Genomic DNA, 24,603 nt, shown 5'->3' on the forward strand with positions numbered 1-24,603 from the left:
CACGGCTGCCGGCCCTTGCGGACCGGCAGCCGGGGCTCTCCCAAGCGCGTTAGAAGCTGTAGGCGAGGCCCACCGAGCCCAGCCACTGATCGCGGTCGCCCGCGATGCTGGTCACGGGGCTTTCGGCGAAGTCGTTGAGCATGCGGCGATAGACGACGCCGCCGAACGCCTGCAGGCCGTTGCGCAGGTTGCCGGTCAGCGACACGGCGCCGGCCCCGCCCAGCGTCCAGTTCTTCCAGCCGCCGCGCGCGTTGTAGACGGGCAGGCCGCTATCCTCGCTCTGCTGCGGATTGATGCCGAAGTAGCTCTGCGCGTACCCCTTTTCCGCGCGCTCGGCCGCGACGAAGATGGTGACGACCGACTTGGTGCTGAGCGGGGTCATGTAGGTGACGGTCGGCGTGAAGATGCCGGCGGAGTGCGCCCCGGTCACGCCCTTGCGATAGCTGACCGAGGCGGAGAGACGATCGAACTCGCTGGTGAAGACGCCGGTCTGGCCGATGCCGAGATAGCCACCGACTTCGAGCGCGGTCTTGCGCTTGCCGAGCGCCTTGACGCGCTCGTCGTCGATGCTCTTGGTGCTGCTACGGTTGAAGTTCAGCGCCGCGACCGGACCGGCCTGAAAATCGAGGCCGGGGCCGAAGTTGTCCGCAATCAGGTCGACGCTCAGCCGGTTGCCCGCGAGCAGGAAGTTGAAGCCCGAAACTCGGCCGATGCCGATCGGAACCGGCGTAAAGCTGTAGTCGTCGGAACCCTCATAGTCCGTCAGGATCGCGCCGCCCAACCCGAGCACGGCGTAGTCGCTGCCGTCATCGTTGTTGTGGATGGTGGTGGAATCACCGTCCTGCGCCAGTGCAGGAGTGGTGCCGAGGGCAGAAAGCGAAAGCACCAGCGCGGCAGAGGCGGTGCGGAAGATCGTAGTCAAGGACAGGTGCCTTTATGGAATGTTGCTGGAGCGTAACGCCGCGCAACACCCTTGGCTCCCGCGGTTCCGCTCAAAACAGATAACGGATCTTTACCTGTTGCCGATCGGCATCACCTGACAGCGCGAACTGCGCGGCGGCGAAGCGCGGCGGTCCGAATCCGAGGCCCGGATTGTTGGAAAAGCCGAAGCCCTCGCGCGGGATACCGGCAAAGGTGTCGAGCTTGCCGTTGCCGTTCTCGTCGTGGATCACCGACAGCGCATAGGTGCCCGGCACAAGCCCTTGCACGCGGATCACATGCTCGGCGGCGGGGACGGAGCGGGTGATGGCATGCGCGTCCTTGGCACAGCCGGGAAAGCTTTTCGGGTTCGCGGTCACGCACAGCCGGATCATACCCTTCGAAGAGCGCAACTGGTTGAGGGTGACTTCAAGCTCGGTGGTCGGCGTGGCTCCCGTCAGCAGCACCAGTGCCGCTGCGCCCCAGCCGAACCGTATCGCTGTTGCGCACGCCTGCTTGATCATTCCTGTTCTTTCCAAAGCTGCCGAGTCCGTCATCGGTGCCGCACAGGCGATCCCAGAAGCGGAAGTAGAGGCCGAAATTGCAGCCATAGCGCTGGTGGTGGCGCTGGTGATGGCTGGCGGTGATGAGCCAGCCGCCGAGCGGCCCGGCCCAGACCGCGCGCGGGAAAATCTCCCACCCCATGTGGTTGGTGACGCCCATCACCGTCATCACCGTCAGCACCACGCCCAGCGCCCCGACATGGATCGGGATCAGGAACACCAGCAGCGGGATGACGAAGGCGCCGGTCAGCGCCTCGATCGGGTGGAACGCCATCGCCGCCCAGGCCGTCGGTGGCCGGCTGGCGTGGTGGACCGCATGCGCCACCCGGAACACGCGCGGCCGGTGCATCCAGCGGTGGCTCCAGTAGAACCAGGTGTCGTGCAGGAAGAGATAGAGCAGCACCGACAGCGGCAGCCACCACAGCGGCCGGTCGTGCACGTCGGTGTAGATCCGGGTCCAGCCCCGGTTCTGCCAGCCCCAGGCGACGACGCCGGCCGGGATGCCATAGATGGCGGCGGAGATCAGGCTCCAGCGGATTTCCTTCACGATCTGCCGGTCGAGGCCCTGGTAGAGCCCCGGCTGGCGCAGCCGCGTCGCGAACGCGAAGCCGCCGGACGCGAGCAGGTAGCGCACGCCCACGATCGCGGTCATCGCAAGCGCGGACAGCAGGATGGCGAGGGCGACGGACATGGGCGGGCTTTAGCGGTTCCGTCGGCCCGGCGCCATGGCGCGCTGCCCTTTCGCCGCTCGGCAAGCTCCGCTAGGCGAGGGGCATGCCAACCCATCATCACTGCGACCTGGCGATCCTGGGCGGGGGACTCGCAGGAGGGCTGATCGCGCTGGCGCTCGCCAAGCGTCGCCCGGAGCTGTCGCTGCGGCTGGTGGAGTCGGGCGAGCGGTTCGGCGGCAATCACCTGTGGTCCTTCTTCGACAGCGATGTCGCGGCGGCCGATCGCTGGATCATCGAGCCGGTCGTGGGCCATCGCTGGCAGGGCTATGACGTCGCTTTTCCGGGCCACCGCCGCACGCTCGACGCCACCTACAACAGCGTGGAGTCGGAGCGGCTCGACGGGGTGCTGCGCGCGGCCCTGCCCGACGACGCGCTCCTCACCGGCCGGAGCGTGGTGGAGGCCGGTGCGACCAGCGTGGTGCTGGACGATGGCACACGGATCGACGCCAAGGGCGTGATCGACTGCCGGGGTCCCGGCGACCTGTCGCGCCTCCAATGCGGATGGCAGAAGTTCGTCGGGCAGGAGCTGGTGCTGGAACAGCCGCACGGGCGCACCCGGCCGACCGTGATGGATGCGCGCGTCGAACAGCTCGACGGCTACCGTTTCGTCTATTGCCTGCCGCTCGGCCCCGACCGGATGTTCGTCGAGGACACCTATTACAGCGACGGTCCCGAGATCGATGCGGCGGTGCTGCGGCAGCGCATCCGCGCCTATGCCGAGGCGCAGGGTTGGCGCATTGCCGAGGTGGCGCGGGAGGAGCGCGGGGTGCTGCCGGTCGCGTTCGGGGGCGACTTCGACGCCTATTGGAACTCCACCCCGCCGGTCGCGAAGGCGGGCATGCGATCCGGGCTGTTCCACCCGCTGACCGGCTATTCGCTGCCCGACGCGGTGCGGACGGCGGCGGCGATCGCGGGCGCGCGCGATCTGTCCGCCGCGGGCCTCGCCGAGTTGACGCAGGGCCTTGCGCGCACGACATGGCGTGCGCGGGGATTCTACCGCATGCTTACCGCCATGTTGTTCAGGGCAGCGAAGCCTGAGGCGCGCTATCGCGTGCTGGAGCGATTCTATCGGCTGGACGCGGGACTGATCGGGCGCTTCTATGCCGGACGGTCGAGCTGGGCCGACAAGGTGCGTGTGCTCGCCGGCAAGCCGCCGGTCCCGGTGGCACGCGCGATACGGGCGATTTGGGACATGCAGGCTGGCGGCCGGGAGAAACGGACTTGAGAACGGCAACGGTGATCGGCGCAGGATTCGGCGGCTTGGCGCTCGCCATTCGCCTGCAATCGGCCGGGGTCGAGACGACGCTGATCGAGGGCCGCGAAAAGGCCGGCGGCCGGGCCTATGTGTTCGAGCGCGACGGCTTCACCTTCGACGCAGGCCCCACGGTGATCACCGATCCCGACTGCCTGCGCGAGCTGTGGCAGCTGTCGGGGCACGAGATGGCCTGGGACGTGACGCTGGAGCCGGTGACGCCCTTCTACCGGCTCAACTGGGCGGACGGCACCAACTTCGACTATTCGAACGACGATGTGTCGCTGCGCTCCGAGATCGCCAAGCTCGATCCGCAGGACGTCGATGGCTACGCGCGCTTCCTGGAATACGCCAAGGGCGTGTACGAGGAAGGCTATGTGAAGCTCGGCGCCAAGCCGTTCCTCGACTTCCGATCGATGCTGAAGGCGGCGCCGGCGCTGGCGAAATACCAGGCGTGGCGCTCGGTCTATGCGATGGTCTCCACCTTCGTGAAGAACGAGAAGCTTCGCCAGGCGCTGAGTTTTCACACGTTGCTGGTCGGTGGCAACCCGAGCACAACCAGCGCCATCTATGCGCTGATCCACAAGCTGGAGCGCGACGGCGGCGTCTGGTTCGCCAAGGGCGGTACCAACCAGCTGGTCTCGGGCATGGTCGCGCTGTTCGAGCGGCTGGGCGGCACGCTGATCCTGGGCGATCCGGTGACGGAGATCGAGACGCTGGGCGACCATGCCACCGGCGTGGTGACCCGCAGCGGCAGGCGCATTGCGTCGGACGCGGTGGCGAGCAACGCCGACCTGATGCACAGCTACAAGGACCTGCTGCGCAACTCCCGCAGTGCGCGCCGGACGACGGCGCGGCTGGAGAAGAAGCGCTTCTCGCCGTCGCTGTTCCTGGTGCATTTCGGGATCAAGGGCACGTGGCCGGGCATCCCGCACCACATGATCCTGTTCGGGCCGCGCTATCAGGGGCTGCTGTCCGACATCTATGACCATGGCGTGCTGTCGGAGGATTTCTCGCTCTACCTGCACCACCCGACCGTCACCGATCCGAGCTTGGCGCCGGAGGGGCATTCGACCTTCTACGCGCTGGCGCCGGTGCCGCACATGGGCAAGCTGCCGATCGACTGGGACACCATCGGCCCCATGTACGAGAAGCGAATCCTGGACGAGGTCGGCCGCCGGCTGATCCCCGACATCCACGATCGGATCGTCACCAAGTTCAGCTATGCGCCGCCCGATTTCGCGAAGGACCTCAACGCGCATCTGGGCTCGGCCTTCTCGCTGGAGCCGATCCTGACGCAGAGCGCCTTCTTCCGCGCGCACAACCGCGACGACCATATCCCCAACCTCTATTTCGTGGGGGCGGGTACGCATCCCGGCGCCGGCATCCCGGGTGTGGTGGGAAGTGCGAAGGCGACCGCCTCGTTGATGCTGGAACGCGGCCGCTGACCCGCGGCTGCGTCGACATTCCAAGGACAAAGTACGTGAAGCGACTGGCCATCTATTGCGGTTCGGCGACTCCGTCGGACCCCGTCTACATCGATAATGCGCGCTTCGTCGGCCGCACGCTGGCGGAACGCGGCATCGGCGTCGTCTATGGCGGCGGCCGCCTCGGCCTGATGGGTGCGGTTGCCGACGGCGCGCTGGAGGCGGGCGGCGAGGTGATCGGCGTGATCCCGACCGCGCTCGTCAATGCCGAGGTCGCGCACCGCGGCTGCACCGAACTGCACGTCGTCGAGACGATGCACCAGCGCAAGCAGGCATTCACCGACCTGTCGGACGGCTTCGTCACCATTCCCGGGGGCACCGGCACCATGGACGAGCTGTGGGAGGCGATGAGCTGGGCGCAGCTCGGCTATCACACCAAGCCGGTCGGGCTGCTCAACGTGGCGGGCTATTACGACGGGCTGATCGCGTTCGTGGACAAGATGGCCGAGGTCGGCTTCCTGCGGCCGATGCATCGCGACATCCTGCTGATCGACGACCAGCTCGATTCGCTGCTCGATCGCATGGCCGGGCACAAGGTCGCGCGGCCGATCTTCTCGATGTCGAGCAGCGAGCTCTAAGCTTCATGACCGCCGCGGTGCATGCCGATCGCCCGAGCCGCGATGCGATCGTCGCGACCGCGCGCGAGACGATTGCGGCGGGATCGAAGAGCTTCGCCGCCGCGAGCCGGCTGTTCGACCGGCGGACGCGGGAACGTGCGTGGCTGCTCTATGCCTGGGCGCGGGCGTGCGACGACCTCGCCGATGGGCAGGAGCTCGGCCATGGCATGACGGCGGTCGCCGACGCGCCCGCGCGGCTGGCGGAGATCACGGCCAAGACGAACATGGCGCTGGCCGGCGAATGGGTCGGCGATCCAGCGTTCGATGCGCTACGGATCGTAGCCGCCGAAGCCCGGCTACCGCACGCGCTGGTGCATGACGTGATCGCGGGCTTCGCTCTCGATGCGGAGGAGTGGCGCCCGCGCAGCGAGGACGACCTCTACCGCTATTGCTACCATGTCGCCGGGGCGATCGGCTGCCTGATGGCGGTGGTGATGGGAGTCGATCCGGCCGACCAGGACACGCTCGACCGTGCGTGCGACCTGGGGATCGCGTTTCAGCTTTCCAACATCGCGCGCGACCTGGCCGAGGATGCGGCTGCGGGGCGCTGCTACCTGCCGGTCGCGTGGCTGGTCGAGATCGACGCGCCACCGGGCGAGCATATGAAGCCGCACCTTCGGCCGCGGATCGCGATGCTCGCGCGGCGGCTGGCGGACCAGGCCGAGCGGTATGAGGCAAGTGCGCGCGAAGGCACGCCGGCGCTGCCGTTCCGCGCCGCCTGGGCCGTGCTGGCGGCGGCCGACATCTATGGCGGGATCGGGCGCGCCGTCAGGGCACGCGGCGAGCATGCCTGGGATCACCGCGTGACCACCTCCAAGCCGCAGAAGATCGCCGCGATCGCACGGGCCTTTGCGGCGGCGCAGGGGCGGGCGAAGCGCTATCCGCGGACGCCGCGCGATCCGGAGCTGTGGACGCGGCCTCGGCACGGGTGAACCGCCCCGTGCTCCTGCGCAGGCAGGAGCCCAGAGCCGCAGGAGGTGTCGCTTGTGGCCCTGGGCTCCTGCCTCCGCAGGAGCACGCGTTAGGCGACGAACTGGCGCTCCCCTCCTGTGCGCAGCCCGGCCTCGTTGGTGCCTGAGGGCCAAGACGGGACCGTCATGCCGGAACGTTGGCATTCAGACGCGCTAGATCCCGGCTACCGATGTACCGGCAACGCCGTCCGACTTCCGCCAGGATAACGATGATTGCCTTTGGAGGGAAAACCGCTTCCGGTTCCCGGCCTGAGCCTGGGAACCGGAGCAGTTGTGGTGCGGTCGAGAAGACTCGAACTTCCACGGCCTTTCGGCCACAACGACCTCAACGTTGCGCGTCTACCAGTTCCGCCACGACCGCACATGAACACCGTGGGGAGAACCCCCGGCTGGTAGGCGAGCGCCCCTAGCAGTCGATTCGGCGGCATGCAACCGACTTCGCGATTTTCCTGCGGCAGATGGTGCGCCGGGGCCCTTTTCTGATGGATGTCGCCGAGATGCCGGGCGTTCCGCTTTGCCGAACCCGCCGCTAGGGCTCTGTCCGTCGCCTCTTGCCGTCGAGTATCTCCGTGTCCCCGATCCCCGCTGCCGCTCTTGATGCTCCCTCGCCGCGATCCGAGGTTCGCCGACTGCTGGCGCTGGCCTGGCCGGTGATGCTCACCAGCCTCAACTGGACGCTGCTCCACGTGACGGACGTGGTCGTCGTCGGTCTGGCCGGCACGGAAGAGGTGGCCGCGCTGGGGGCGAGCCGGTCGCTGACCTTCGTCGGCATCGTCGTCGTGCTCGGCTGGCTGTCGGGCGTGCTGGTGTTCGCCGCCCGGGCGGATGGTGCCCGCGACCTGCCGGCGACGGGCCGGGTGCTGCACGAGGGGCTGGTGGCGGCGCTGCTGCTCGGTCTCGCCAGCGGCGGCGTGCTGCTCGCCTTCGCCGAGCCCTTGTTGCGCCTGCTCGGGGTCTCGCCCGCTCTAGCGCCGGCAGCGGCGGCGGTGGTGCGCGCCATGGCCTTTGCCTATCCCTTCCAACTGCTCACCATTGCGGCGAGCTTCTTCCTGGAGGGTATCAGCCGCCCGCGGCTGGTGACGGCGGTGAACCTGGGTGTGCTGCCGATCAACGCGCTGCTCGCCTGGGCGCTGGTTGGTGGGCATCTGGGGCTGCCGGCACTGGGCGCGGTCGGTGCAGCGGCGGCCACCGCGATCGCATCGGCGATCGGGGCGATCGTCCTGCTCGCGTGCGTGCTGCGGCTGCCGGACAGGGCGGTCCGCCACGTCGGCCGCTGGCGCGGGGCGGCGGCGCCGCGCTGGTCGGGCGTGCGCGCACTGCTGGGCTTCGGGCTCGTGCCGGCGATCGCCTCCGGGCTGGAGCTGGTCGGCTTCGCGGTGCTGATCGGCCTTTCGACCCAGCTCGGCACCGAGACGGCGCACGCCTTCCAGATCGTGTTCTCGATCCACAACGTCACTTTTGCGGTGGCGCTGGGGCTGGGCTCGGCTGCAGGCGTGCGCGCCGGCAACGGCGTAGGAGAGGGCGTGCCGCACCGCGCGATCCAGCGGGGCGTGGTCGCTGCCGTCCTGGCCGCCGCCGCGACCGGGCTGCTCGCGCTGGTGCTGCTCCTGTCCGCGGGCTGGATCACCGGGCTGTTCCCCGCGACTGCCGACGTGCACTTGCTGGCCGGCGCCATGCTGCTGCGCTGGGCGCCCTTCATCCTGTTCGACGGGGTGCAGGTGGTGCTGGTCTATACGCTGCGGGCGCTGGGCGATCAGGTGATGGCGGGCGCCAACAGCATCCTCGCCTTCTTCGTGGTGACCGGCGGCGCGGGCTGGCTGCTGGTCGGGGCGGGCGTCGGCCCGCTGGCGCTCGCCTGGGCATCGGGCCTCGGCATGCTGGTGGCAGCGCTGCTCCACGGCGCGCGGCTGGCACAGCTCGCGCGCCGGATCGCCAAAGCTTCCGGGCCACCGCGGGCCGGCGCCAGTGCCTAGAGGCCGTTCACGAAGCTGAGTTCGAGCATCTTGGAGTTCGCCGGGACGTCGAGCTTCGCCGAGTTGAACAGGATGGTGCCGCTGGGACCCAGCTCCCGCTGCGACGGCGTGATCGTCCAGCTGTAGACGACGCGCTCCTGCTGGTCCTTCAGATCGACGCGGATGTCGGGCACGCGCTGGCGCTCGCCGGTGGGGTTCACGACCTTGCCGGAAATGGCGAACAGCTCGTTGCCGCTCGACAGGTTGCGGCGCTCGATCTGCTTGTCGGCGAACAGCAGCGGCGTTTCGATCTTGCCGATCGGCAGGCCGACCTTGGCAGCGATGCCGGGCGTGCCGAGATAGAGGATGGCGGCGATGCCGATGATCATCGCGACGCTCGCGGCGATGGCGGCCGCGGTCCAGCGGCGGAACGGGTTGCGGCGCGGGCGGAACGGCGGGCGCGGCGCAAAGGCGTCGTAGCGGCGCGGCTCACCGCGCTCGGCGCGCTCGCCCTCTGGATCGACATAGCGGTGCGAGGGCTGGACGGCGGCGGGCGAGGTCGCTTGCGCAGCCGGTGCGGGCGGGGGTGGCGCTGCCGGTGTCGGCGCGGCAACCGGCTCGGCCACCGGGGGAGACGCTGCCGCGGCCGGCGCGGGCTCCTGCGCCGGGAGTGCCTCCGCCGCGCCCAAGTCCAGCAGCGGTGGACGCTGGAACCAGCTGTGCTTGCAGCTTGCGCAGCGGACGGTGCGTCCGTCGGGCCCGATCGCATGGTCGGGCACCACATAGCGCATGTGGCATTGGGTGCACTCGAGGATCATCGACGCGGCAATTCCGATCTGGGCATAGCGATCCTAAGCATGCGGAAACCCGTGCTGGCAAGGGTGCAGCAGCGTCCCCCGCTTGAGCAGGTCCGGCGGCTGTGCGATGGCGGCGCCCGCGAAGCTTCAAACGGGGTGGCCGGCGCCAGCGATGGCCAATATCGTACAGTTTGAGAATGTCGGCCTTCGCTACGGCAATGGGGCAGAGACGCTGTCGGACGTGAGCTTCACGCTGACGACGGGCTCCTTCTATTTTCTCACCGGCGCGTCGGGCGCGGGCAAGACTTCGCTCTTGAAGCTCCTCTACCTCGCCCAGCGGCCGAGCCGGGGCGTGATCCGGCTGTTCGGCGAGGACGCGGTGACGCTGCCGCGCGCGCGTCTGCCCGGTTTTCGCCGGCGTATCGGCGTGGTGTTCCAGGACTTCCGCCTGGTCCCGCACCTGTCGGCCTATGACAATATCGCCTTGCCGCTGCGGGTGGCCGGTGTGCCGGAGGCGGACGTGGCGGTGCCCGTCAACGAGATGCTCGCCTGGGTGGGGCTGTCCGACCGGGCCGACGCGCCACCGCCCACGCTTTCGGGCGGCGAGCAGCAGCGCATCGCGATCGCGCGCGCGGTGATCGGCCGGCCCGAGATCCTGGTGGCGGACGAGCCGACCGGCAACGTCGACCCCGACATGGCCGAGCGGCTGCTGCACCTGTTCGATTCGCTCAACCGGCTGGGAACCACGGTGGTGGTGGCGACCCATGACTATGAGCTGCTCCAGCGGATTCCGGCTGCGCGCATGATGCGGCTGGAGCGGGGTAAGCTGATCGACCCCACCGGCCAGATGCGCTTCCCGCCCGCATCGGATGGACCACGCTGATGGCGATGCGCGCAAGCGACCGGCGCCTGCTGGGCGACCGGCAGGGACGGCGCACCATGGTGTGGATCATGGCGATCATGATCTTCCTGACGGTGCTGGCGGCAGCCATGGGCCTGTCGGTCGCGGGTGCCGGTGGTGCGCTGGACCGGCAGCTCGCCGGCCGGCTGACCGTGCAGGTGGTGGAGGCGGACGCCGCCAAGCGCGATGCCGCGGTCGCACGGCTGCTCGCCGGGCTGCGCAAGGCGCCGATGGTGGCGCAGGCCGTCGAAGTGAACCGAGCCGAACTGGCCGAGCTGATGCGGCCGTGGCTGGGAGAGGCGGGGCTGGATGCCGACCTGCCGATCCCGGCGATGGTGGACGTGGACCTGCGGCAGAGCGACGACGCTGCGGTCGCGGCGGTGACCCGCATCGCCCACGCCGCCACGCCGGCTGCCCGGGTCGACTGGCACGCGAGTTGGCTGGCGCCGGTGCGCGGTTTCCTGCGCACGCTCGGCTGGGTCGCGTTCGGTCTCGTCGCCGTGATGGCGACCGCGACGGCTGCGGTCGTGCTGCTTTCGGCGCGGGCAGGGCTGGACACGCACCGCGGGACCATCGACATCCTCCACATGCTCGGCGCCACCGATGTCCAGATCGCCCGCCTGTTCCAGCAGCGGATCGCCGTCGACACGCTGACGGGCGGGCTGATCGGCACCGTCGCAGGTCTTGCGGTGGTGCTGGTGGTGGGGCTGCAGATCGGCGGCCTGGAGTCGCAGGTACTCGCCGGGCTCGCGCTGTCGACGGCCGACTGGCTGCTGATCGTGGCCACGCCGATCGCCTTCATGCTGCTGGCGATGGTCGCCGCACGCATCGCGGTGCTGCGCGCGCTGGGGCAGGTGCTGTGATCTGGCGGCTGTTCTCGGTGGCGCTGATCGCCTGGGTCCTGGGCTTCGCGCTGTTCACCGTTGCGCTGCCGCGCCCGGCACCGGACGGGCTGGTGACCGATGCGGTGGTCGTACCGACCGGCGCGCCCGGCCGCATAGACCGCGGCCTGGCCGTCGTGCGCGCGGGCAAGGCCAAGCGGATGCTGGTGACCGGCGTCGACCCGGACGTTCGCCCCGGCGAGCTGGCGGCCGCGTACAAGGTGCCGGCGCGGGTGTTCGCCTGCTGCGTGGACCTGGGCCATGAGGCGGTCGATACCCGCTCCAATGCCGACGAGACCGCGGACTGGGTCCGAACCCACGGCTATGGCACCGTGCGGCTGGTGACGTCGGACTGGCACATGGCACGCGCCGCCCTGGAGCTTCGCCATGCGCTCGACGATCGGGTGGAGGTGATCGCCGATCCCGTCCCGGGCACGCCGCGCTTCGGCATCCTGTTCGACGAGTACAACAAATATCTGGTCCGGCGCGTGGTCCTGTGGCTGGGGCTGGGCGTATGATCGCCTGGCTGCGGACGCTTGCGTTCAACCTCGTCTTCTATGCCCTCACGATCGCCATCGTTCTCGCCGCGCCGCTGGTCGCGCTGGCGGGACCCAGGGCGTTGCGGCGCCATGCGGAAGGATGGGCACGCGCCCAGGGCGCACTCGCCCGCTGGCTGCTCGGCATCCATGTCCGGATCGAGGGGGAAATTCCCCAAGGACCGTTCCTGTTCGCGGCCAAGCACCAGGCGATGTTCGAGACGCTGGAACTGGCGTGGCGGATCGGCGCGCCGGTGATCGTGATGAAGCGCGAACTGACCCAGATCCCGTTCTGGGGCCGTGCGGCGCAGCGCTACGGCAGCATCGGCATCGACCGGGCGGGAGGCGCCGACGCGCTGCGGGCGATGCTGCGCGAGGCCAAGGAAGCGCGCCGCGCCGGCCGCGCGGTGCTGATCTTCCCGGAGGGCACCCGCGTCCTGCCGGGCGAGACGCCGCCGCTGCGCTCGGGCTTCGCCGGCCTCTACAAGGCGCTCGCGATGCCGGTGGTGCCGGTCGCGCTCGACAGTGGGCCGTTGTGGCCGCGCAAGGGCGTGAAGCATGCGGGCACCATCACGCTGCGCTTCGGCACGCCCATTCCGGCCGGCCTCTCCCGCGCCGAGATCGAGGCGCGGGTCCATGCCGGCATCAACGCGCTGGAGCCGGCGTTCTCCGCCGACTGAGGCGTCAGATGCCGGCGTACCAATCGTAGTCGGCGATATCCTCCCACAAGCCTCCCTTGCCGCCGGCGATGCCGTCCAGGCTCGCCACCGCCTCGATCCGCTCGACATATTTGGCGTGCTTGTAGCCGAGCTGGCGCTCGACCCTGAGGCGCAGCGGCGCGCCGTTGGGGACCGGCAGCAGCGCATCGTTCATCGCCCAGGCGAGGATCGTCTGCGGGTGGAAGGCGTCGATCAGGTCGATCGATTCGTAATAGGGCCGCCCGCCCAGCCGGTCGGCGCAGTGGAAGACGATGTAACGGGCCTGGTCGCGAAGGCCGGCGAGGTCGAGCAGGCGCGACAGGCGGGGGCCGCTCCACTTGCCGATCGCGCTCCACCCCTCCACGCAATCGTGGCGGGTGATCTGGGTACGCGCGGGCATCGAGCGGATCTGCGCCATCGAGAGCGACAACGGCCGCGCGACCAGGCCGTCGACGGCGAGCCGCCAGTCGGCGAACGCGCTGGCCGCATGCGCGGCATAGGCGGACGTGTCGGGTCGTGCAGTGCCGTTGGAGCGGAAGATCGGCGAGCGCTGGTCAGCGCGGTATTCGGGCGCGAGCGCGTTGCGGGCGGTGAGCCCGCGCTGCAGCCAGCGCTGCGCGTCCTCGCCCTTGAACAGCAGGCCACGGACGGCGGGCGACTCCCCCAGCTGGTCGCAACCGGAAACGAGGCCGGCGGCGCCTGCGGTCATGCCGGCGAGGACGCGGCGGCGGGTGAGGATGCGGCTCATGGCTGCTCCTCTTCGGGTACGCGCCACCAGCCGGTGATCATCGAGCGGACTTCGTTGATCGGGCCGGCGAGAATCACCAGCACCAGATGCACCACTGTGAAGAGCGTGATGGCGGCGGCGGCGAGGAAGTGGATCGACCTCGCCGAGGCGCGGCCACCGAACAGGTCGAGCAGCCAGGGCCAGGCCGCGTTCATGCCGGGCGAGAGGGTGAGGCCGGTCAGGATCACCACCGGCAGCGCGACGAACAGGATCGCGATGTAGCTCAGCTTCTGGAAGCTGTTGTAGTCGCGCGGCGCCTCCGGATCGTGGAAGCGGAAGGCCAGGTGGGCGCGAAAATCTGCCCGGAGGTGCCGCCGCGAGAGCTCGCCACGGCTGATCGTGAGGTCGCGCGAGAGGTGCCGGTTGAGGAGGCTGCCGATCAGGAAGATCAGCAATCCGAACGCGAGCACCAGCGCGAAGAACAGGTGCCAGCGGCGCGCAAGCGCGAGATTGTAGGTCGACGGGATCGTGATCCAGCCCGGGAACCGGTCGAAGCGGATCCAGGCGTGGTCGAAGTTCGCGCCATAGTCGCCCCAGTAGAGCTGGGGGTGGGCGTTCAGGATCATGAGCCCGCTGCCGATCATCACGAAGATTGCGACGGCGTTGACCCAGTGCCACAGCCGGGTGAGCGGACGGTGCCGATAGACGGCGCGGGGCGGCTGGCGGCTCACCGGCAGAACGATAGACCGTGCGGCTGCCTGCGGGTAGCCCCCCGGCCGGCTCACGCGTTAGGAGCGGCCATGACCGACTTCCACTTCTACGAGCCCGCCGACGGGCACCGCCTGCCGCACGATCCTTTCAACGCGATCGTCGCGCCCCGCCCGATCGGTTGGATCAGCACGCTGGGTGCCGATGGCCGGCGCAATCTGGCGCCCTACAGCTTCTTCAACGCGTTCAACTATCGGCCGCCGCTGATCGGCTTCGCGTCCCAGGGCCGCAAGGACAGCCTGGCCAATTGCGAGGCGACGGGCGAGTTCGTCTGGAACCTGGCGACGCGCGCGCAGGCGGAAGCGGTGAACGCGAGTTCGGCATCGGGCGATGCGGACGAGTTCACGCTCGCGGGGCTGGAGGCGCTGCCCTCCCGCCTGGTGGCGGCGCCGCGGGTGGCAGGCAGCCCGGTGCAGTTCGAGTGCAAGGTGACCCAGATCGTCCGGCTGGAGACCAAGGAAGGCCGCGCGCTGGACCAGTGGCTGGTGCTGGGCGAGGCAGTCGGCATCCACATCGACACGGCGCTGCTGGAAGACGGCATCTACCAGACCGCCCGCGCGCGCCCGATCGTGCGCGGCGGCGGCCCGGCCGATTACTTCGAAATCGCCGAAGACGCGCTGTTTCACATGCGACGGCCGGCATAGAAGGCGCTCGCACTCGCGCTGCGACATCCGTATTCTGATCCCATGACGGACCAGGATCGAGCTTCCGAGACAGAGACCTACTGGCGGGATGGCTATGTTCCGCTTCGGGGATTATTTCCGCGCGAGATTCTCGACGCCTTCTACATGCGGATGCGCGCCGATCTGGAGGCGGCCGGCAGGCCACTGCAGTCCTTCGTCGCGGAAGGACCCTTGCTGCGTGGACGGGGCCATCGAGCTCTACGCATACCAATATGCGCCGATGCTGGCCTTTCTCTGGGGGCTCACCCCGCGCATGGCACAGGCGACCGGGCGGGCGCTGCTGCCCACCTACGCCTATTTCCGGGCCTATCAGCAGGGGGACATCTGCCGGGTCCATTATGACCGGCCTTCGTGCGAGCACAGCCTCTCGCTGACCATCGCCTATGGGGAAGACAAGCCCTGGGCCCTCTCCGTGGCTACGGAGGGGGGGGAGCGGCCGACCGGCGAAGTGACGGAAGATTTCGGGTCGCGCGGCTATGGGTCGGTGGCGATGGCGCCGGGCGATGCCGTCCTCTACCGGGGAACGCACCGGCTGCACGGGCGGCTCGAGCCCAATCCGAACAGCTGGTCGGCGCACCTGTTCCTGCATTGGGTGGAACGGGACGGCCAATATTCTGAGCATGCCTTTGATCGGCCGGCGATCGAGCGGGCGATGCGGCGACCGGGCTGATCAGCCGTAGGCGCGCCAGAAGAAGGCGGCGGTGGTGACGCCGGTCACCGCTAGCGTCCAGAGCCGGATGGTGCGGGCCGACAGGCGATCGCCGAGCCAGGCGCCGCCCCAGCCGCCCAGGATGCCACCCAGGAGCATGGGGAGGCAGGCTGCCCAGGCGACCATGCCGAAGGCCGCGAACACGCCGGCGGCGGCGAGGTTTGCGGTGGCGAGGATCAGCGTGCGGGGTGCGGCCATCCGCTTGGGATCGGTGCCGACGAGGAGCCCGAAGACCGCCGTCATCATCATGCCGATGCCGCCCCCGAAATAGCCGCCATAGACGCCGAGCAGCAGCTGGGCCGCGATCAGCGTGCGCGGGCCGATCGTTGCATGGGCACGCAGCCAGGCGGCGCCGCGCTGGCCCGCGGCGATCGCCCCGAAGGCGAAGAGCAGCAGCCAGGGCACGATCACGTCGAACGCCGTCGGCGGTGTCACGACCAGCAGATAGCTGCCGACCAGCGCCGCCACGAAGTTGACGCTGTTCAGCAGCCGGATCGAAAGGCCGCCCAGCGGCTCGAGTCCGCGGCGGTAGGTCCAGGCGCTCGCCATGGCGGCAGGCTGCATCGCGACGTTGCTGGTGGCATTCGCGATCGTGGCGGGAAGCCCGATCCCGACCAGCGCCGGCATGGTTGCGAAGGCACCGCCGCCGGCGAGCGCGTTCATCGCGCCGCCGACGCAGCCCGCCAGGGCGGCAAGCCCGATGACACTCCAGTCCATGACGGGCTCAGCCGAGCGCCGCCATCTTTTCCTCGGCCTCGCGATCCAGCTGCGCGCGGCTCTTCTTCTCGGCTGCGGTCTTCAGCTGGCCGCAGGCGGCGTCGATGTCGCGGCCGCGCGGGCGGCGCACCGGCGCGGAAATGCCCGCCTCGAACACGATGTCGGAAAAGGCGTTGACCCGATCCGGCGTCGAGCATTCGTACGGCGCGCCCGGCCAGGGATTGAACGGGATCAGGTTGACCTTGGCCGGCAGCTGATACTTGCGCAGCAGGCGGACGAGCTCATGCGCGTCGGCGTCGCTGTCGTTCTTGTCCTTGAGCATCACATATTCGAAGGTGATGCGCCGCGCATTGTTGGCGCCGGGATAGTCGGCGCAGGCCTGCAGCAGCTCCTCGATGCCGTACTTCTTGTTGAGCGGCACGATCTCGTCGCGCACTTCCTTGGTCACGGCGTGGAGCGAGACCGCCAGGTTCACGCCGATCTCCTCGCCCGCGCGTGCCATCATCGGCACCACGCCCGAGGTGGAGAGAGTGATGCGCCGCTTGGACAGGGCGAGACCATCGCCATCCATGACGATCTGGAGGCCCGTCTTCACCTCGTCGAAGTTATAGAGCGGCTCGCCCATGCCCATCATCACGATGTTGGTGAGCATGCGCCCCTCGGGGCTCGACGGCCATTCGCCCAGCGCGTCGCGCGCCAGCATCACCTGGCCGACGATCTCGCCCGCGGTGAGGTTGCGCACCAGCCGCATCGTGCCGGTGTGGCAGAAGCGGCAGTTGAGCGTGCAGCCCACCTGGCTGGAGACGCACAGCGTGCCGCGATCGGCGTCCGGGATGAACACCATCTCGTAATCCTGCCCGTCGGGCGAGCGCAGCAGCCACTTGCGCGTGCCATCGGACGAGACCTGCGCCTCGACCACATCCGGCCGGCCGACGACGAAGCGCTCGGCCAGCCACGGGTGCTGCGCCTTGGCGATGTCGGTCATGGCCGAGAATTCGGTGGCGCCGCGGTTGTAGATCCAGTGCCACAGCTGCTTGGCGCGAAGCTTCGCCTGTTTCGGCTCCATGCCCGCAGTTTCCAGCGCCTCGCGGATGGCGGGCTTGGACAGCCCGACCAGGTCGACGCGGCCATCCGGGCGCGGCGCCTTGGCCGTTGCACGGGGCACGGGCACGGGATCGATGTGCCCCGGAATGGGCATCGGCGGCGTCGACACTGTCAGCATGGGCGCGCATATAGTCGAATTTGCAGGCAATTTCCATGCCCGCCGCCGGCTTCGTTTCGGGACGTGCTACGCGGGCAGGCAGGCGAGCGCCGCCGCGTCGATCGCGGTCGCTGCGCCCTTCAGTGCATAGACGTCCACGAACGGCCTGCCGCCCTCGGCCAGGCTCTCCACGCTCATGCTGCGCGCGGAGCGCATCGCGGACACGATCGCGCGATCGGCGGCGGCGTCCGGCGCCCAGGCGTCGAGCGTACCGGCGCGCAGTGGGAAGCGGCGATCGCCGACGGAAAGCGTCACTTGCGCCGAGGGCGCACGCCGCCGGCTGAGCCGAAGGTGGAGCTGGTTGCGGGCGTGGGCACCGGGCCAAATCGCTATGCTGGCGAACGGATAGAGCGCCGTCCGCCGCGAGATCGGCTTGGCGATCGCATAGCAGCGCCGAGGCGCGGCATCGGCGAAGGCGCCCCAGCGCTCGAAGATGCCGAGGGTGCGCCGCGCGGGCGGCGCGGCGGCCGGCGCCTGCGCGAGCGCGGCCGCCGCCAGCAGCGTTGCGATCATGCCGGCGCCGAGTGCGCGATGTCGCCGCTGCCGAGATGTACGACCGTCTCCACGCCGTGTTCGATGCGGACGATCGAGCCCTGCGGCAGGTCGGGCGCGACGGGCGCGGCGAACTGCGGCATCACGTCCAGGCCGGTCATCAGCCCGCGCAGCACGCGGCTCGACATGCCGTGCATGATCACCAGCCGGTCGCCCGGATCTGCGTCGGTGTCGGCGAGCCAGCCGGAGACGCGGGCCGCGATTGCGTCGTACCACTCTCCACCTGGAGGCGGACGGCGGTAGAGGCGATGCTCCTCGTCCATGAAGTCCGGCGACTCGGCCGCGACATCCCGATAGTAGCGTCCGGTCCACTGCCCCATGCCGATCTCGACGAGCCGCGCGTCGGTGCGCGCCTGGTGCCAATCGAGCTCGAGATGTTCGGCGATGATCGCCAGCGTCTGGAGCGCGCGGCCGGCGGTAGAGGCCCAGAGCGTCAGCTTCGGCTTCGGCCCGAGCAGCGTCCGAAGCGCCGCCCCCATCGCATCCGCCTGGGCAAAACCGGCGCGCGTGAGCGGGATGTGGAGGTGGTCGCCCTGCATGCGCCGGGCCACGTTGTAGACCGTCTCGCCATGCCGCGCGATGAAGTCGCGCCCCTGCCGTGCCTTGTTCACCATGGCCCTGCTTTCAAGCCCCTGTTGCGCGAATGCAACGAAAATCCCTGTTTAGCTGGGGTTCATGAAACCTGCCGGCGCGTCGCCTATTTGAGCGCTGTGCCCGGCGTACCTCGGGCAGCAATTCAGGAGTTTGTTATGCGTTACGTCGCTCTGGGCCTGCTGGCCGCTTCCTCCGCATTCGCCGCCCCGGCGATGGCGCAGGACGTCAACCCGAACTTCACCGGCCCGCGCGTCGGCGTGGTCGCCGGCTATGACGCGGTTCGTCCGGGCAGCAGCGAGGATTCGGACATCGACGGCGACGACCAGACCGTGGACGGTTTCCTCTATGGTGTGGACGTCGGCTATGACTTCGCCGTTTCGGGCGCCGTGCTGGGCCTCGAGGCGGAACTGACCGACTCGACCGGCAAGACCAAGACCGACACGCGCGATCCGAACTATTTCGGCTATGGCCGCGTGGCACCGGGCCGCGACATCTATGTCGGCGTGCGCGCCGGTATCCTCGCGACGCCGCAGACCCTGGTCTATGCCAAGGCCGGCTACACCAACGCCAAGCTGAACGTGCAGGGCGTGAACGGCGACGTGGACCTCGACCGCAACTATGAGCTGGACGGCTATCGCGTCGGCGCCGGCGTCGAGCAGTCGATCGGCACCAACACCTATGCCAAGCTCGAGTACCGCTACTCGAACTATTCGAGCGCAGACTTCCGCTTCGACGGCAACACGACCGACAGCTTCGACGTGGATACCGACCGTCACCAGGTGCTGGTCGGCGTCGGCATGCGCTTCTAAGCGGGCGCCGCTTGCCGCGCCGTCAGGGCGATACCACCCAGACGGCATGCGCAATCGGAAACAAGGAGGGCCGGAGCAGCTTGCTCCGGCCCTTTTTTGCGCGCTAGAGGTGAGACAACGGACCAATCCCACCCGACCGGGTGGCCAGGACTAGGGCGGGCGCCCGGGGGTTTTGAAAAGATGAAGGCGACGATCGAACGCGCGACCCTGTTGAAGGGGCTGAGCCACGTCCAATCCGTCGTCGAGCGGCGGAACACGATTCCGATCCTGTCGAACGTGCTGATCGAGGCGGCCGAGAACGGCTCGATGCGGTTGATGGCAACCGATTTGGATCTGCAGATTGACGAGACGATCGCAGCGGCGGTCGACCAGCCGGGCGCGATCACGGTTTCGGCGCACACGCTGTTCGACATCGCGCGCAAGCTGCCGGAGGGTGCGCAGGTGCAGCTGTCGGCGGCCGAGGGCCGGCTGACGGTGGTGGCGGGCCGCGCCCGCTTCAACCTCGCCACGCTGCCGCGCGACGATTTTCCGGTGATCGCCGAGGGCGAGCTGCCGACGCAGTTCGAACTGCCGGCAGAGATGCTCAAGCAGATCATCGACAAGACGCGCTTCGCGATCTCGACCGAGGAAACGCGCTATTATCTGAACGGCATCTTCCTGCACGTGTCCGAGGATGCGAGCGGCGAGCCGGTGCTGAAGGCGGCGGCGACCGACGGCCACCGGCTGGCACGCGTGACGCTGCCGCGTCCGGAAGGCGCCGAAAAGATGCCGGACGTGATCGTGCCGCGTAAGTGCGTGGCCGAGCTGCGCAAGCTGCTCGAAGAGGTCGACGGATCGGTCGGCGTGTCGCTGTCGGGTTCCAAGATCCGCTTCGACCTGGGGCAGGCGATCCTCACCTCCAAGCTGATCGACGGCACCTTCCCGGACTATTCGCGCGTCATCCCGACCGCGAACGACAAGCTGCTCAAGCTCGATCCGAAGAGCTTCATGGAGGGCGTCGACCGCGTCTCCACCATCGCCACGGAGAAGACCCGCGCGGTGAAGATGGCGCTCGACCGCGACAAGATCACCCTGTCCGTGACCAGCCCGGAGAACGGCGCGGCTGCCGAGGAAGTACCCGGCGACTACAGCGCGCTGCCGTTCGAGATCGGCTTCAACAGCCGCTACCTGCTCGACATCCTGGGTCAGATCGAGGGCGACCTCTGCGAGGTGCACCTGGCCGACGCGGCAGCCCCGACGCTGATCCGCGAGAACGACAAGTCGCCGGCGCTGTACGTGCTGATGCCGATGCGGGTGTGAGGCGCGCTTCGGCGCTCCTGCACCCTGACCCATCCGGTACCCCGGCGAAGGCCGGGGTCCAGTTGCGGCGCGCGCGGTAAGGCCACGCGCTCCTCGCCAATGCTTCCCAACTGGGCCCCGGCCTTCGTCGGGGTACAGGCGCGGATTAACCGCAGGCCCAAGTGCGACCGGCCGCGCCGCCGCTATTTCGCCAGCAGCGCGCTGGCCTTTGCCTTGCCCTCGTCGCGGACTGCCCGGGCCTTTGCTTCGGCCTGTTCCTCGACCAGCTTGGCCTCGCGCTCGCGGGCTTCGGCGCGGACCTGCAAGCGCTGGGCATCATAGCCGCCGCCCTGGCCTGCCTGCTGGCGCAGTTGCTCGGCTTCGGCCTTCATGCCTGCCGACACGTTTCCAGCCTGCGCCTCGATGGCGTCGGCCTGCGCCTCTGCGGCATCGCGCAGCTGGTCGGCCTCGCGCTCCTGCGGCGTCTGCGCCCCGCAGGCCGCCACCGCCAGTGCTGCCGCCGCAATCCACCATTTCCGCATCATCATCCCCTTTTCTCGGTTCCGCTGAAGGCAATTCCCTGCGGGCCGGAAGGTTGCGTCGCGCTGGGGCGCGGGTTGCGCTACAGCGGCGCCAACGATGCTCGCGCGCCTGTCCCTCACCGACTTTCGCAACCATGCCGACGCGGTGCTCGCACCCGGGCCGGGCTTCGTCGTGCTGTCCGGGGACAATGGGGCGGGCAAGACCAACGTGCTGGAAGCGGTGTCGCTGCTGGCGCCGGGGCGCGGCCTTCGACGCGCGCCCTTGTCCGAGATGGCGCGCCAGGGCGGCAGCGGCGGCTTTGGCGTGGCGGCGGTGTTGGCGGACGATACCGCGCTTGGCACCGGTACCCGGCCCGATGCGCCCGAGCGGCGGCTGGTGCGGATCAACGGCGCGCCGGCGACGGCCATGGCGCTGGCCGAGTGGCTGACGGTGCTGTGGCTGACCCCGGCGATGGATCGGCTGTTCGTCGAACCCGCGGGCGAGCGTCGGCGTTTCTTGGATCGCCTGGCGCTGGCGCTCGCGCCCGGCCATGCCAGCCACGCTAGCCGCTACGAAGCGGCGATGCGCGAGCGCAACCGGCTGCTGGCCGACGATCGCCCGGCCGATCCCGAGTGGCTCGCGGCGCTGGAGGCGCGGATGGCCGAACATGGCGCGGCGGTGGATGCGGCGCGCCGGACGACGGTGACCATGCTGGCAGAGCGGATCGCGGCGAGCCCTGCCGGTGCCTTTCCGCGGGCCGGGCTCTCGATCGAGGGGTGGGGCGGCGATGCCGATCGGCTGCGGGCGGAACTCGCCGCCGGCCGCACCCGCGACGCGGCGGCGGGGCGGACGCTGGCGGGGCCGCATCGGTCCGACCTGGCGGTGGTGCACCTGGAAAAGGGACAGGCGGCGCATCGCTGCTCGACGGGCGAGCAGAAGGCGCTGCTGCTGGGGCTGGTGCTTGCCCATGCCGCGCTGGTCGCCGAGCGGGCCGGGCGCCCGCCGCTGCTGCTGCTCGACGAGGTGGCGGCGCATCTCGATCCCGGCCGCCGGGCGGCATTGTTCGAGCGGCTGGCAGGCGGCGGCCAGGTCTGGTTGACCGGCACCGAGCCAGGCTTGTTCGACGCGATCGGGCCAGAGGCGACGCGCTTCCACGTCGTCGATGGACGGGTGGTCGGGCCGCAACCTTGACTTTTCGGGATGGCGGGCGCATCTGCCACACCGCAGCGACGCTTCAAACAAGCAGCGTGATCCGGCCTTGCGGCCGAGGCTCGCGTCGCGCTCCACCGGCTTCCCAAGTCACGCGGGTCGCATTTTTGCCCCGCCTTCCCGTGCGTGCCGTCTGGCCGCGCGTGCCGGCTACTGACAGGTATTCCATGTCCTTCCAGTCCCTTGGTCTTTCCAAGCCGCTTCTCGATGCCCTGACCGAGAAGAACTACACCGAGCCGACGCCGATTCAGCGCGACGCGATCCCGATCGTGCTGGAGCAGCGCGACCTGCTCGGCATCGCCCAGACCGGCACCGGCAAGACCGCGGCTTTCGTGCTGCCGTCGCTCGACCTGCTGGTGAAGGCCAACGTCCGCCGCAAGCCGATGCGCTGCCGCATGCTGGTGCTGGCGCCTACCCGTGAGCTGGTCAGCCAGATCGCGGACAATGCCCGCACCTACGCCAAGTACACCAAGCTGAATGTCGCAACCGTGTTCGGCGGCGTGCCCGTCGCGCGCAACATCCGCGACGTGGCGGCCGGCGTCGATATCCTGGTCGCCACCCCGGGCCGCCTGCTCGACCTGATCGACCAGAAGTGCCTGGCGCTGAATGAGCTCGAGATCCTGGTGCTCGACGAGGCCGACCAGATGCTCGACCTGGGCTTCATCCACGCGCTGCGCCGCATCGTGTCGATGGTGCCGAAGGATCGCCAGACGCTGTTCTTCTCGGCCACCATGCCCAAGGACATCCGCGACCTCGCCGACAAGTACCTCACCCATCCGGCCGAGGTGAAGGTGGCGCCCGTCTCCTCCACCGCCGAGCGCGTCGAGCAGTATGTCACCTTCGTGCAGCAGCAGGAGAAGCAGGCGCTGCTGACCCTGTTCTTCCGCAACAACAAGATCGATCGCTCGCTGGTGTTCACCCGGACCAAGCATGGCGCCGATCGTGTCGTGAAGCTGCTGGCCGCCAACGGCATCGCCTCCAACGCGATCCACGGCAACAAGTCGCAGCCGCAGCGTGAGCGTGCGCTCGGCGAGTTCCGTTCGGGCAAGGTGCCGATCCTGGTGGCGACCGACATCGCCGCGCGCGGCATCGACGTCTCGGGCGTCAGCCATGTCGTGAACTTCGAGCTGCCGAACGTGGCCGAGCAGTACGTCCACCGCATCGGCCGCACCGCGCGCGCCGGTGCCGATGGCATCGCCTTTGCGTTCTGCGCCGAGGACGAGCGCCCCTATCTGCGCCAGATCGAGAAGCTGACCCGTCAGAAGATCGAGGTGGTGCCGCTGCCGGAGAACTTCCTGGCCGAGGCGGCGAACATCAAGGCGACGCGCGCACCGCATGCGCCCGATCGGCCCGAGCGTGCTCCGGGCGATCGCCAGTTGCCCCGTCCGCGCGCCACGCACAGCGCCAAGCCCGCGGGTTCGGGTCGCGGCCCGGTCGGCAATCCGTCGCGCGGTGGCCAGGGCAAGCCGGCAGGCGAGCGCCCCGCGGGCGAGCGTCCGGCGGGTGCGCGTCCCGGCGGCCCGCGCCGGGGTGGGCGCGGTCGGCGTCCGGGTGGCGGCGGCCAGGGCGTCGCGCGCTAAGGCGCGCGACTCTTCGGGGGGCACCGAAACGCCGTTGCTGCGTTGACCTGCGCATGCGGCGCTGCCCCACCTTCTTGAACATGCCGGTCGGCTGATGCCGACCTGGCTCGAGGCAGGGCTCTGGGGCCTCCTCGGCGGCTCGGCGTTGCTGATCGGCGCCGCCATCGCGGGCGCAGTGCAACTGCCGCAGCGCCTGATCGCCGCCGTGATGGCGATCGGCTCGGGCGTCCTCATTTCCGCCGTCGCCTTCGACCTGATGGACGATGCGTTCGCCCGCGGCGGGCTCGATGCGACCGCCGCCGGGTTCGTTGGCGGTGCAGCCCTCTACACCGCCGGCAACGTCTGGCTCTCGCGCCGGGGCGCCCGGCACCGCAAGCGCTCGGGAACCGAGAGCACGGAGACGCAGCCGCACGCGAGCGAAGGAGGCGGCGGCGCCATCGCACTCGGCGCCCTGCTGGATGGCATTCCCGAGTCGATCGTCATCGGCATCAGCCTGATCGGCGGGACGGGGGTGAGCACCACGGTGGTCGCCGCGGTGTTCCTCTCGAACATCCCCGAGGGCCTTTCTTCTGCCGCCGGCATGAAGAAGGCGGGGCGGTCCACCGCCTATATCTTCGGCGTATGGACCGCGATCGCGGTCGCGTCGGGTCTGTCGGCGCTGCTCGGCAATCTGTTGCTGGCGGACGCGAGTGCGGATCTGGTCGCGGTGATCACCGCTGTCGCCGCAGGCGCGATCCTTGCCATGCTGGTCGACACCATGATCCCGGAGGCGACCGAGAACACGCATGAATATACCGGCCTGATCGCCGTCGCCGGTTTCCTGGCCGCATTCTGGCTCAGCAAGGTCGGCTGAGGGGGCCCAAACGCCCGCATTTTGCTTCCGTTCCTGG

The 24,603-nt window shown here is 69.3% G+C and carries 27 protein-coding genes and 1 tRNA gene; 16 read left to right on the forward strand and 12 right to left on the reverse strand.

Features of this window, described 5'->3' with window-relative positions; genetic code table 11:
- Window positions 1-49 precede the first annotated feature (49 nt).
- From VPH46_RS04030 to VPH46_RS04040, 3 genes are all read right to left on the reverse strand, one after another.
- Window positions 50-922 carry a MipA/OmpV family protein gene (locus VPH46_RS04030; protein ID WP_416609093.1) on the reverse strand — a complete coding sequence of 291 codons (873 nt, stop codon included), beginning with the start codon at window positions 920-922 and terminating at the stop codon, window positions 50-52.
- 70 nt (window positions 923-992) lie between these two features.
- Window positions 993-1,442, reverse strand: a complete 450-nt coding sequence (locus tag VPH46_RS04035; RefSeq protein ID WP_416609095.1) for a DUF2141 domain-containing protein — start codon at window positions 1,440-1,442, stop codon at window positions 993-995.
- Window positions 1,348-2,172: a sterol desaturase family protein gene (locus tag VPH46_RS04040; protein ID WP_416609098.1), complete on the reverse strand. Its 825-nt coding sequence runs from the start codon at window positions 2,170-2,172 to the stop codon at window positions 1,348-1,350. The genes VPH46_RS04035 and VPH46_RS04040 overlap by 95 nt, the downstream gene beginning before the upstream one ends.
- 83 nt (window positions 2,173-2,255) lie before the next feature.
- Between VPH46_RS04040 and crtY the strand changes: the two genes are divergently transcribed.
- From crtY to VPH46_RS04060, 4 genes are read left to right on the forward strand one after another with little or no spacing between them, the layout of a single operon-like run.
- The gene (gene crtY, locus VPH46_RS04045; RefSeq protein WP_416609100.1) at window positions 2,256-3,437 is read left to right on the forward strand and encodes a lycopene beta-cyclase CrtY; all 1,182 of its coding nucleotides are present in this window, start codon (window positions 2,256-2,258) and stop codon (window positions 3,435-3,437) included.
- The gene (locus VPH46_RS04050) at window positions 3,434-4,912 is read left to right on the forward strand and encodes a phytoene desaturase (protein ID WP_416609102.1); all 1,479 of its coding nucleotides are present in this window, start codon (window positions 3,434-3,436) and stop codon (window positions 4,910-4,912) included. Before crtY ends, VPH46_RS04050 begins: the two co-directional genes overlap by 4 nt.
- 35 nt (window positions 4,913-4,947) lie before the next feature.
- Window positions 4,948-5,529 carry a TIGR00730 family Rossman fold protein gene (locus tag VPH46_RS04055; RefSeq protein WP_317892970.1) on the forward strand — a complete coding sequence of 194 codons (582 nt, stop codon included), beginning with the start codon at window positions 4,948-4,950 and terminating at the stop codon, window positions 5,527-5,529.
- Between the two features lie 5 nt (window positions 5,530-5,534).
- A complete protein-coding gene (locus tag VPH46_RS04060) occupies window positions 5,535-6,500 on the forward strand; it encodes a phytoene/squalene synthase family protein (RefSeq protein WP_416609104.1) in 966 nt (321 codons plus the stop codon).
- 313 nt (window positions 6,501-6,813) lie between these two features.
- Here the strand turns inward: VPH46_RS04060 and VPH46_RS04065 are convergent.
- A tRNA-Leu gene (locus VPH46_RS04065) sits at window positions 6,814-6,900 on the reverse strand.
- 292 nt (window positions 6,901-7,192) lie between these two features.
- Here VPH46_RS04065 and VPH46_RS04070 point away from each other — a divergent pair.
- The gene (locus VPH46_RS04070) at window positions 7,193-8,512 is read left to right on the forward strand and encodes an MATE family efflux transporter (RefSeq protein ID WP_416609284.1); all 1,320 of its coding nucleotides are present in this window, start codon (window positions 7,193-7,195) and stop codon (window positions 8,510-8,512) included.
- Here the strand turns inward: VPH46_RS04070 and VPH46_RS04075 are convergent.
- Complete coding sequence (locus tag VPH46_RS04075; protein ID WP_416609106.1) at window positions 8,509-9,309, reverse strand: MJ0042-type zinc finger domain-containing protein; 801 nt, start codon at window positions 9,307-9,309, stop codon at window positions 8,509-8,511. The two genes, VPH46_RS04070 and VPH46_RS04075, sit on opposite strands and share 4 nt — an antisense overlap.
- Before the next feature lie 151 nt (window positions 9,310-9,460).
- Between VPH46_RS04075 and ftsE the strand changes: the two genes are divergently transcribed.
- Genes ftsE through VPH46_RS04095 form a run of 4 tightly spaced genes read left to right on the forward strand, consistent with a single transcriptional unit; the run spans window position 9,461 to window position 12,286 of the window.
- Window positions 9,461-10,171 carry a cell division ATP-binding protein FtsE gene (gene ftsE, locus VPH46_RS04080; RefSeq protein WP_416609109.1) on the forward strand — a complete coding sequence of 237 codons (711 nt, stop codon included), beginning with the start codon at window positions 9,461-9,463 and terminating at the stop codon, window positions 10,169-10,171.
- Window positions 10,171-11,052 (forward strand): cell division protein FtsX, encoded by an 882-nt coding sequence (locus VPH46_RS04085; protein ID WP_416609112.1) that lies wholly within the window; start codon window positions 10,171-10,173, stop codon window positions 11,050-11,052. Before ftsE ends, VPH46_RS04085 begins: the two co-directional genes overlap by 1 nt.
- Window positions 11,049-11,588: a YdcF family protein gene (locus tag VPH46_RS04090; RefSeq protein ID WP_416609114.1), complete on the forward strand. Its 540-nt coding sequence runs from the start codon at window positions 11,049-11,051 to the stop codon at window positions 11,586-11,588. Before VPH46_RS04085 ends, VPH46_RS04090 begins: the two co-directional genes overlap by 4 nt.
- Complete coding sequence (locus tag VPH46_RS04095; RefSeq protein ID WP_416609117.1) at window positions 11,585-12,286, forward strand: lysophospholipid acyltransferase family protein; 702 nt, start codon at window positions 11,585-11,587, stop codon at window positions 12,284-12,286. The genes VPH46_RS04090 and VPH46_RS04095 overlap by 4 nt, the downstream gene beginning before the upstream one ends.
- A 4-nt stretch (window positions 12,287-12,290) precedes the next feature.
- Here the strand turns inward: VPH46_RS04095 and VPH46_RS04100 are convergent, their stop codons facing one another.
- Together VPH46_RS04100 and VPH46_RS04105 are read right to left on the reverse strand one after the other, a co-directional pair.
- A complete protein-coding gene (locus VPH46_RS04100) occupies window positions 12,291-13,052 on the reverse strand; it encodes a molybdopterin-dependent oxidoreductase (RefSeq protein ID WP_416609119.1) in 762 nt (253 codons plus the stop codon).
- Window positions 13,049-13,762, reverse strand: coding sequence for a cytochrome b/b6 domain-containing protein (locus VPH46_RS04105; protein WP_416609286.1), 714 nt, complete (start codon window positions 13,760-13,762; stop codon window positions 13,049-13,051). Before VPH46_RS04105 ends, VPH46_RS04100 begins: the two co-directional genes overlap by 4 nt.
- Before the next feature lie 69 nt (window positions 13,763-13,831).
- On the opposite strand from VPH46_RS04105, the gene VPH46_RS04110 reads away from it, so the two are divergent.
- Both VPH46_RS04110 and VPH46_RS04115 read left to right on the forward strand, forming a co-directional pair.
- Window positions 13,832-14,443 carry a flavin reductase family protein gene (locus VPH46_RS04110; protein ID WP_416609122.1) on the forward strand — a complete coding sequence of 204 codons (612 nt, stop codon included), beginning with the start codon at window positions 13,832-13,834 and terminating at the stop codon, window positions 14,441-14,443.
- 217 nt (window positions 14,444-14,660) lie between these two features.
- Window positions 14,661-15,152: a hypothetical protein gene (locus VPH46_RS04115; protein WP_416609124.1), complete on the forward strand. Its 492-nt coding sequence runs from the start codon at window positions 14,661-14,663 to the stop codon at window positions 15,150-15,152.
- On the opposite strand, the gene VPH46_RS04120 is transcribed toward VPH46_RS04115, so the two are convergent.
- The 4 genes from VPH46_RS04120 to VPH46_RS04135 all read right to left on the reverse strand — a co-directional run bounded on the left by VPH46_RS04120 (window position 15,153) and on the right by VPH46_RS04135 (window position 18,335).
- Window positions 15,153-15,908: a sulfite exporter TauE/SafE family protein gene (locus VPH46_RS04120; protein ID WP_416609127.1), complete on the reverse strand. Its 756-nt coding sequence runs from the start codon at window positions 15,906-15,908 to the stop codon at window positions 15,153-15,155.
- Window positions 15,909-15,915: 7 nt separating this feature from the next.
- On the reverse strand, window positions 15,916-17,130 hold the full coding sequence (gene rlmN, locus VPH46_RS04125; protein WP_125959459.1) for a 23S rRNA (adenine(2503)-C(2))-methyltransferase RlmN: 1,215 nt from the start codon (window positions 17,128-17,130) through the stop codon (window positions 15,916-15,918).
- A gap of 66 nt (window positions 17,131-17,196) precedes the next feature.
- Window positions 17,197-17,682 (reverse strand): hypothetical protein, encoded by a 486-nt coding sequence (locus VPH46_RS04130; RefSeq protein ID WP_416609129.1) that lies wholly within the window; start codon window positions 17,680-17,682, stop codon window positions 17,197-17,199.
- Window positions 17,679-18,335 (reverse strand): histidine phosphatase family protein, encoded by a 657-nt coding sequence (locus VPH46_RS04135; RefSeq protein WP_416609131.1) that lies wholly within the window; start codon window positions 18,333-18,335, stop codon window positions 17,679-17,681. Before VPH46_RS04135 ends, VPH46_RS04130 begins: the two co-directional genes overlap by 4 nt.
- A gap of 135 nt (window positions 18,336-18,470) precedes the next feature.
- Here VPH46_RS04135 and VPH46_RS04140 point away from each other — a divergent pair, with 135 nt between their 5' ends.
- Together VPH46_RS04140 and dnaN are read left to right on the forward strand one after the other, a co-directional pair.
- Window positions 18,471-19,124 carry an outer membrane protein gene (locus VPH46_RS04140; RefSeq protein ID WP_132882853.1) on the forward strand — a complete coding sequence of 218 codons (654 nt, stop codon included), beginning with the start codon at window positions 18,471-18,473 and terminating at the stop codon, window positions 19,122-19,124.
- 180 nt (window positions 19,125-19,304) lie between these two features.
- Window positions 19,305-20,423, forward strand: coding sequence for a DNA polymerase III subunit beta (dnaN, locus tag VPH46_RS04145; protein WP_125959455.1), 1,119 nt, complete (start codon window positions 19,305-19,307; stop codon window positions 20,421-20,423).
- A gap of 182 nt (window positions 20,424-20,605) precedes the next feature.
- Here dnaN and VPH46_RS04150 read toward each other — a convergent pair whose 3' ends face one another.
- The gene (locus tag VPH46_RS04150; RefSeq protein WP_416609133.1) at window positions 20,606-20,950 is read right to left on the reverse strand and encodes a hypothetical protein; all 345 of its coding nucleotides are present in this window, start codon (window positions 20,948-20,950) and stop codon (window positions 20,606-20,608) included.
- A 91-nt stretch (window positions 20,951-21,041) separates the two neighbouring features.
- Here VPH46_RS04150 and recF point away from each other — a divergent pair, with 91 nt between their 5' ends.
- The 3 genes from recF to VPH46_RS04165 all read left to right on the forward strand — a co-directional run bounded on the left by recF (window position 21,042) and on the right by VPH46_RS04165 (window position 24,566).
- Window positions 21,042-22,115 (forward strand): DNA replication/repair protein RecF, encoded by a 1,074-nt coding sequence (recF, locus tag VPH46_RS04155; RefSeq protein WP_416609136.1) that lies wholly within the window; start codon window positions 21,042-21,044, stop codon window positions 22,113-22,115.
- 185 nt (window positions 22,116-22,300) lie between these two features.
- The gene (locus tag VPH46_RS04160) at window positions 22,301-23,713 is read left to right on the forward strand and encodes a DEAD/DEAH box helicase (protein ID WP_416609138.1); all 1,413 of its coding nucleotides are present in this window, start codon (window positions 22,301-22,303) and stop codon (window positions 23,711-23,713) included.
- Between the two features lie 94 nt (window positions 23,714-23,807).
- Window positions 23,808-24,566, forward strand: a complete 759-nt coding sequence (locus VPH46_RS04165) for a ZIP family metal transporter (protein WP_239433863.1) — start codon at window positions 23,808-23,810, stop codon at window positions 24,564-24,566.
- The last annotated feature ends 37 nt before the right edge of the window (window positions 24,567-24,603 follow it).

The sequence above is a fragment of the Sphingomonas sp. MJ1 (PH-R8) genome, from assembly GCF_048058635.1.
Lineage (GTDB): Bacteria > Pseudomonadota > Alphaproteobacteria > Sphingomonadales > Sphingomonadaceae > Sphingomonas.

Excerpts from the sequence above, each read along its gene's own strand:
- VPH46_RS04100 (WP_416609119.1), bottom strand. The coding sequence starts at position 13,052 with ATGAGCCGCATCCTCACCCGCCGCCGCGTCCTCGCCGGCATGACCGCA.
- rlmN (WP_125959459.1), bottom strand. The coding sequence starts at position 17,130 with ATGCTGACAGTGTCGACGCCGCCGATGCCCATTCCGGGGCACATCGAT.
- VPH46_RS04135 (WP_416609131.1), bottom strand. The coding sequence starts at position 18,335 with ATGGTGAACAAGGCACGGCAGGGGCGCGACTTCATCGCGCGGCATGGC.
- VPH46_RS04165 (WP_239433863.1), top strand. The coding sequence starts at position 23,808 with ATGCCGACCTGGCTCGAGGCAGGGCTCTGGGGCCTCCTCGGCGGCTCG.
- VPH46_RS04085 (WP_416609112.1), top strand. The coding sequence starts at position 10,171 with ATGGCGATGCGCGCAAGCGACCGGCGCCTGCTGGGCGACCGGCAGGGA.
- dnaN (WP_125959455.1), top strand. The coding sequence starts at position 19,305 with ATGAAGGCGACGATCGAACGCGCGACCCTGTTGAAGGGGCTGAGCCAC.
- VPH46_RS04130 (WP_416609129.1), bottom strand. The coding sequence starts at position 17,682 with ATGATCGCAACGCTGCTGGCGGCGGCCGCGCTCGCGCAGGCGCCGGCC.
- VPH46_RS04140 (WP_132882853.1), top strand. The coding sequence starts at position 18,471 with ATGCGTTACGTCGCTCTGGGCCTGCTGGCCGCTTCCTCCGCATTCGCC.
- VPH46_RS04040 (WP_416609098.1), bottom strand. The coding sequence starts at position 2,172 with ATGTCCGTCGCCCTCGCCATCCTGCTGTCCGCGCTTGCGATGACCGCG.
- VPH46_RS04110 (WP_416609122.1), top strand. The coding sequence starts at position 13,832 with ATGACCGACTTCCACTTCTACGAGCCCGCCGACGGGCACCGCCTGCCG.
- VPH46_RS04075 (WP_416609106.1), bottom strand. The coding sequence starts at position 9,309 with ATGATCCTCGAGTGCACCCAATGCCACATGCGCTATGTGGTGCCCGAC.
- crtY (WP_416609100.1), top strand. The coding sequence starts at position 2,256 with ATGCCAACCCATCATCACTGCGACCTGGCGATCCTGGGCGGGGGACTC.
- VPH46_RS04120 (WP_416609127.1), bottom strand. The coding sequence starts at position 15,908 with ATGGACTGGAGTGTCATCGGGCTTGCCGCCCTGGCGGGCTGCGTCGGC.
- VPH46_RS04070 (WP_416609284.1), top strand. The coding sequence starts at position 7,193 with ATGCTCACCAGCCTCAACTGGACGCTGCTCCACGTGACGGACGTGGTC.
- ftsE (WP_416609109.1), top strand. The coding sequence starts at position 9,461 with ATGGCCAATATCGTACAGTTTGAGAATGTCGGCCTTCGCTACGGCAAT.
- recF (WP_416609136.1), top strand. The coding sequence starts at position 21,042 with ATGCTCGCGCGCCTGTCCCTCACCGACTTTCGCAACCATGCCGACGCG.
- VPH46_RS04095 (WP_416609117.1), top strand. The coding sequence starts at position 11,585 with ATGATCGCCTGGCTGCGGACGCTTGCGTTCAACCTCGTCTTCTATGCC.
- VPH46_RS04060 (WP_416609104.1), top strand. The coding sequence starts at position 5,535 with ATGACCGCCGCGGTGCATGCCGATCGCCCGAGCCGCGATGCGATCGTC.
- VPH46_RS04160 (WP_416609138.1), top strand. The coding sequence starts at position 22,301 with ATGTCCTTCCAGTCCCTTGGTCTTTCCAAGCCGCTTCTCGATGCCCTG.
- VPH46_RS04035 (WP_416609095.1), bottom strand. The coding sequence starts at position 1,442 with ATGATCAAGCAGGCGTGCGCAACAGCGATACGGTTCGGCTGGGGCGCA.
- VPH46_RS04150 (WP_416609133.1), bottom strand. The coding sequence starts at position 20,950 with ATGATGATGCGGAAATGGTGGATTGCGGCGGCAGCACTGGCGGTGGCG.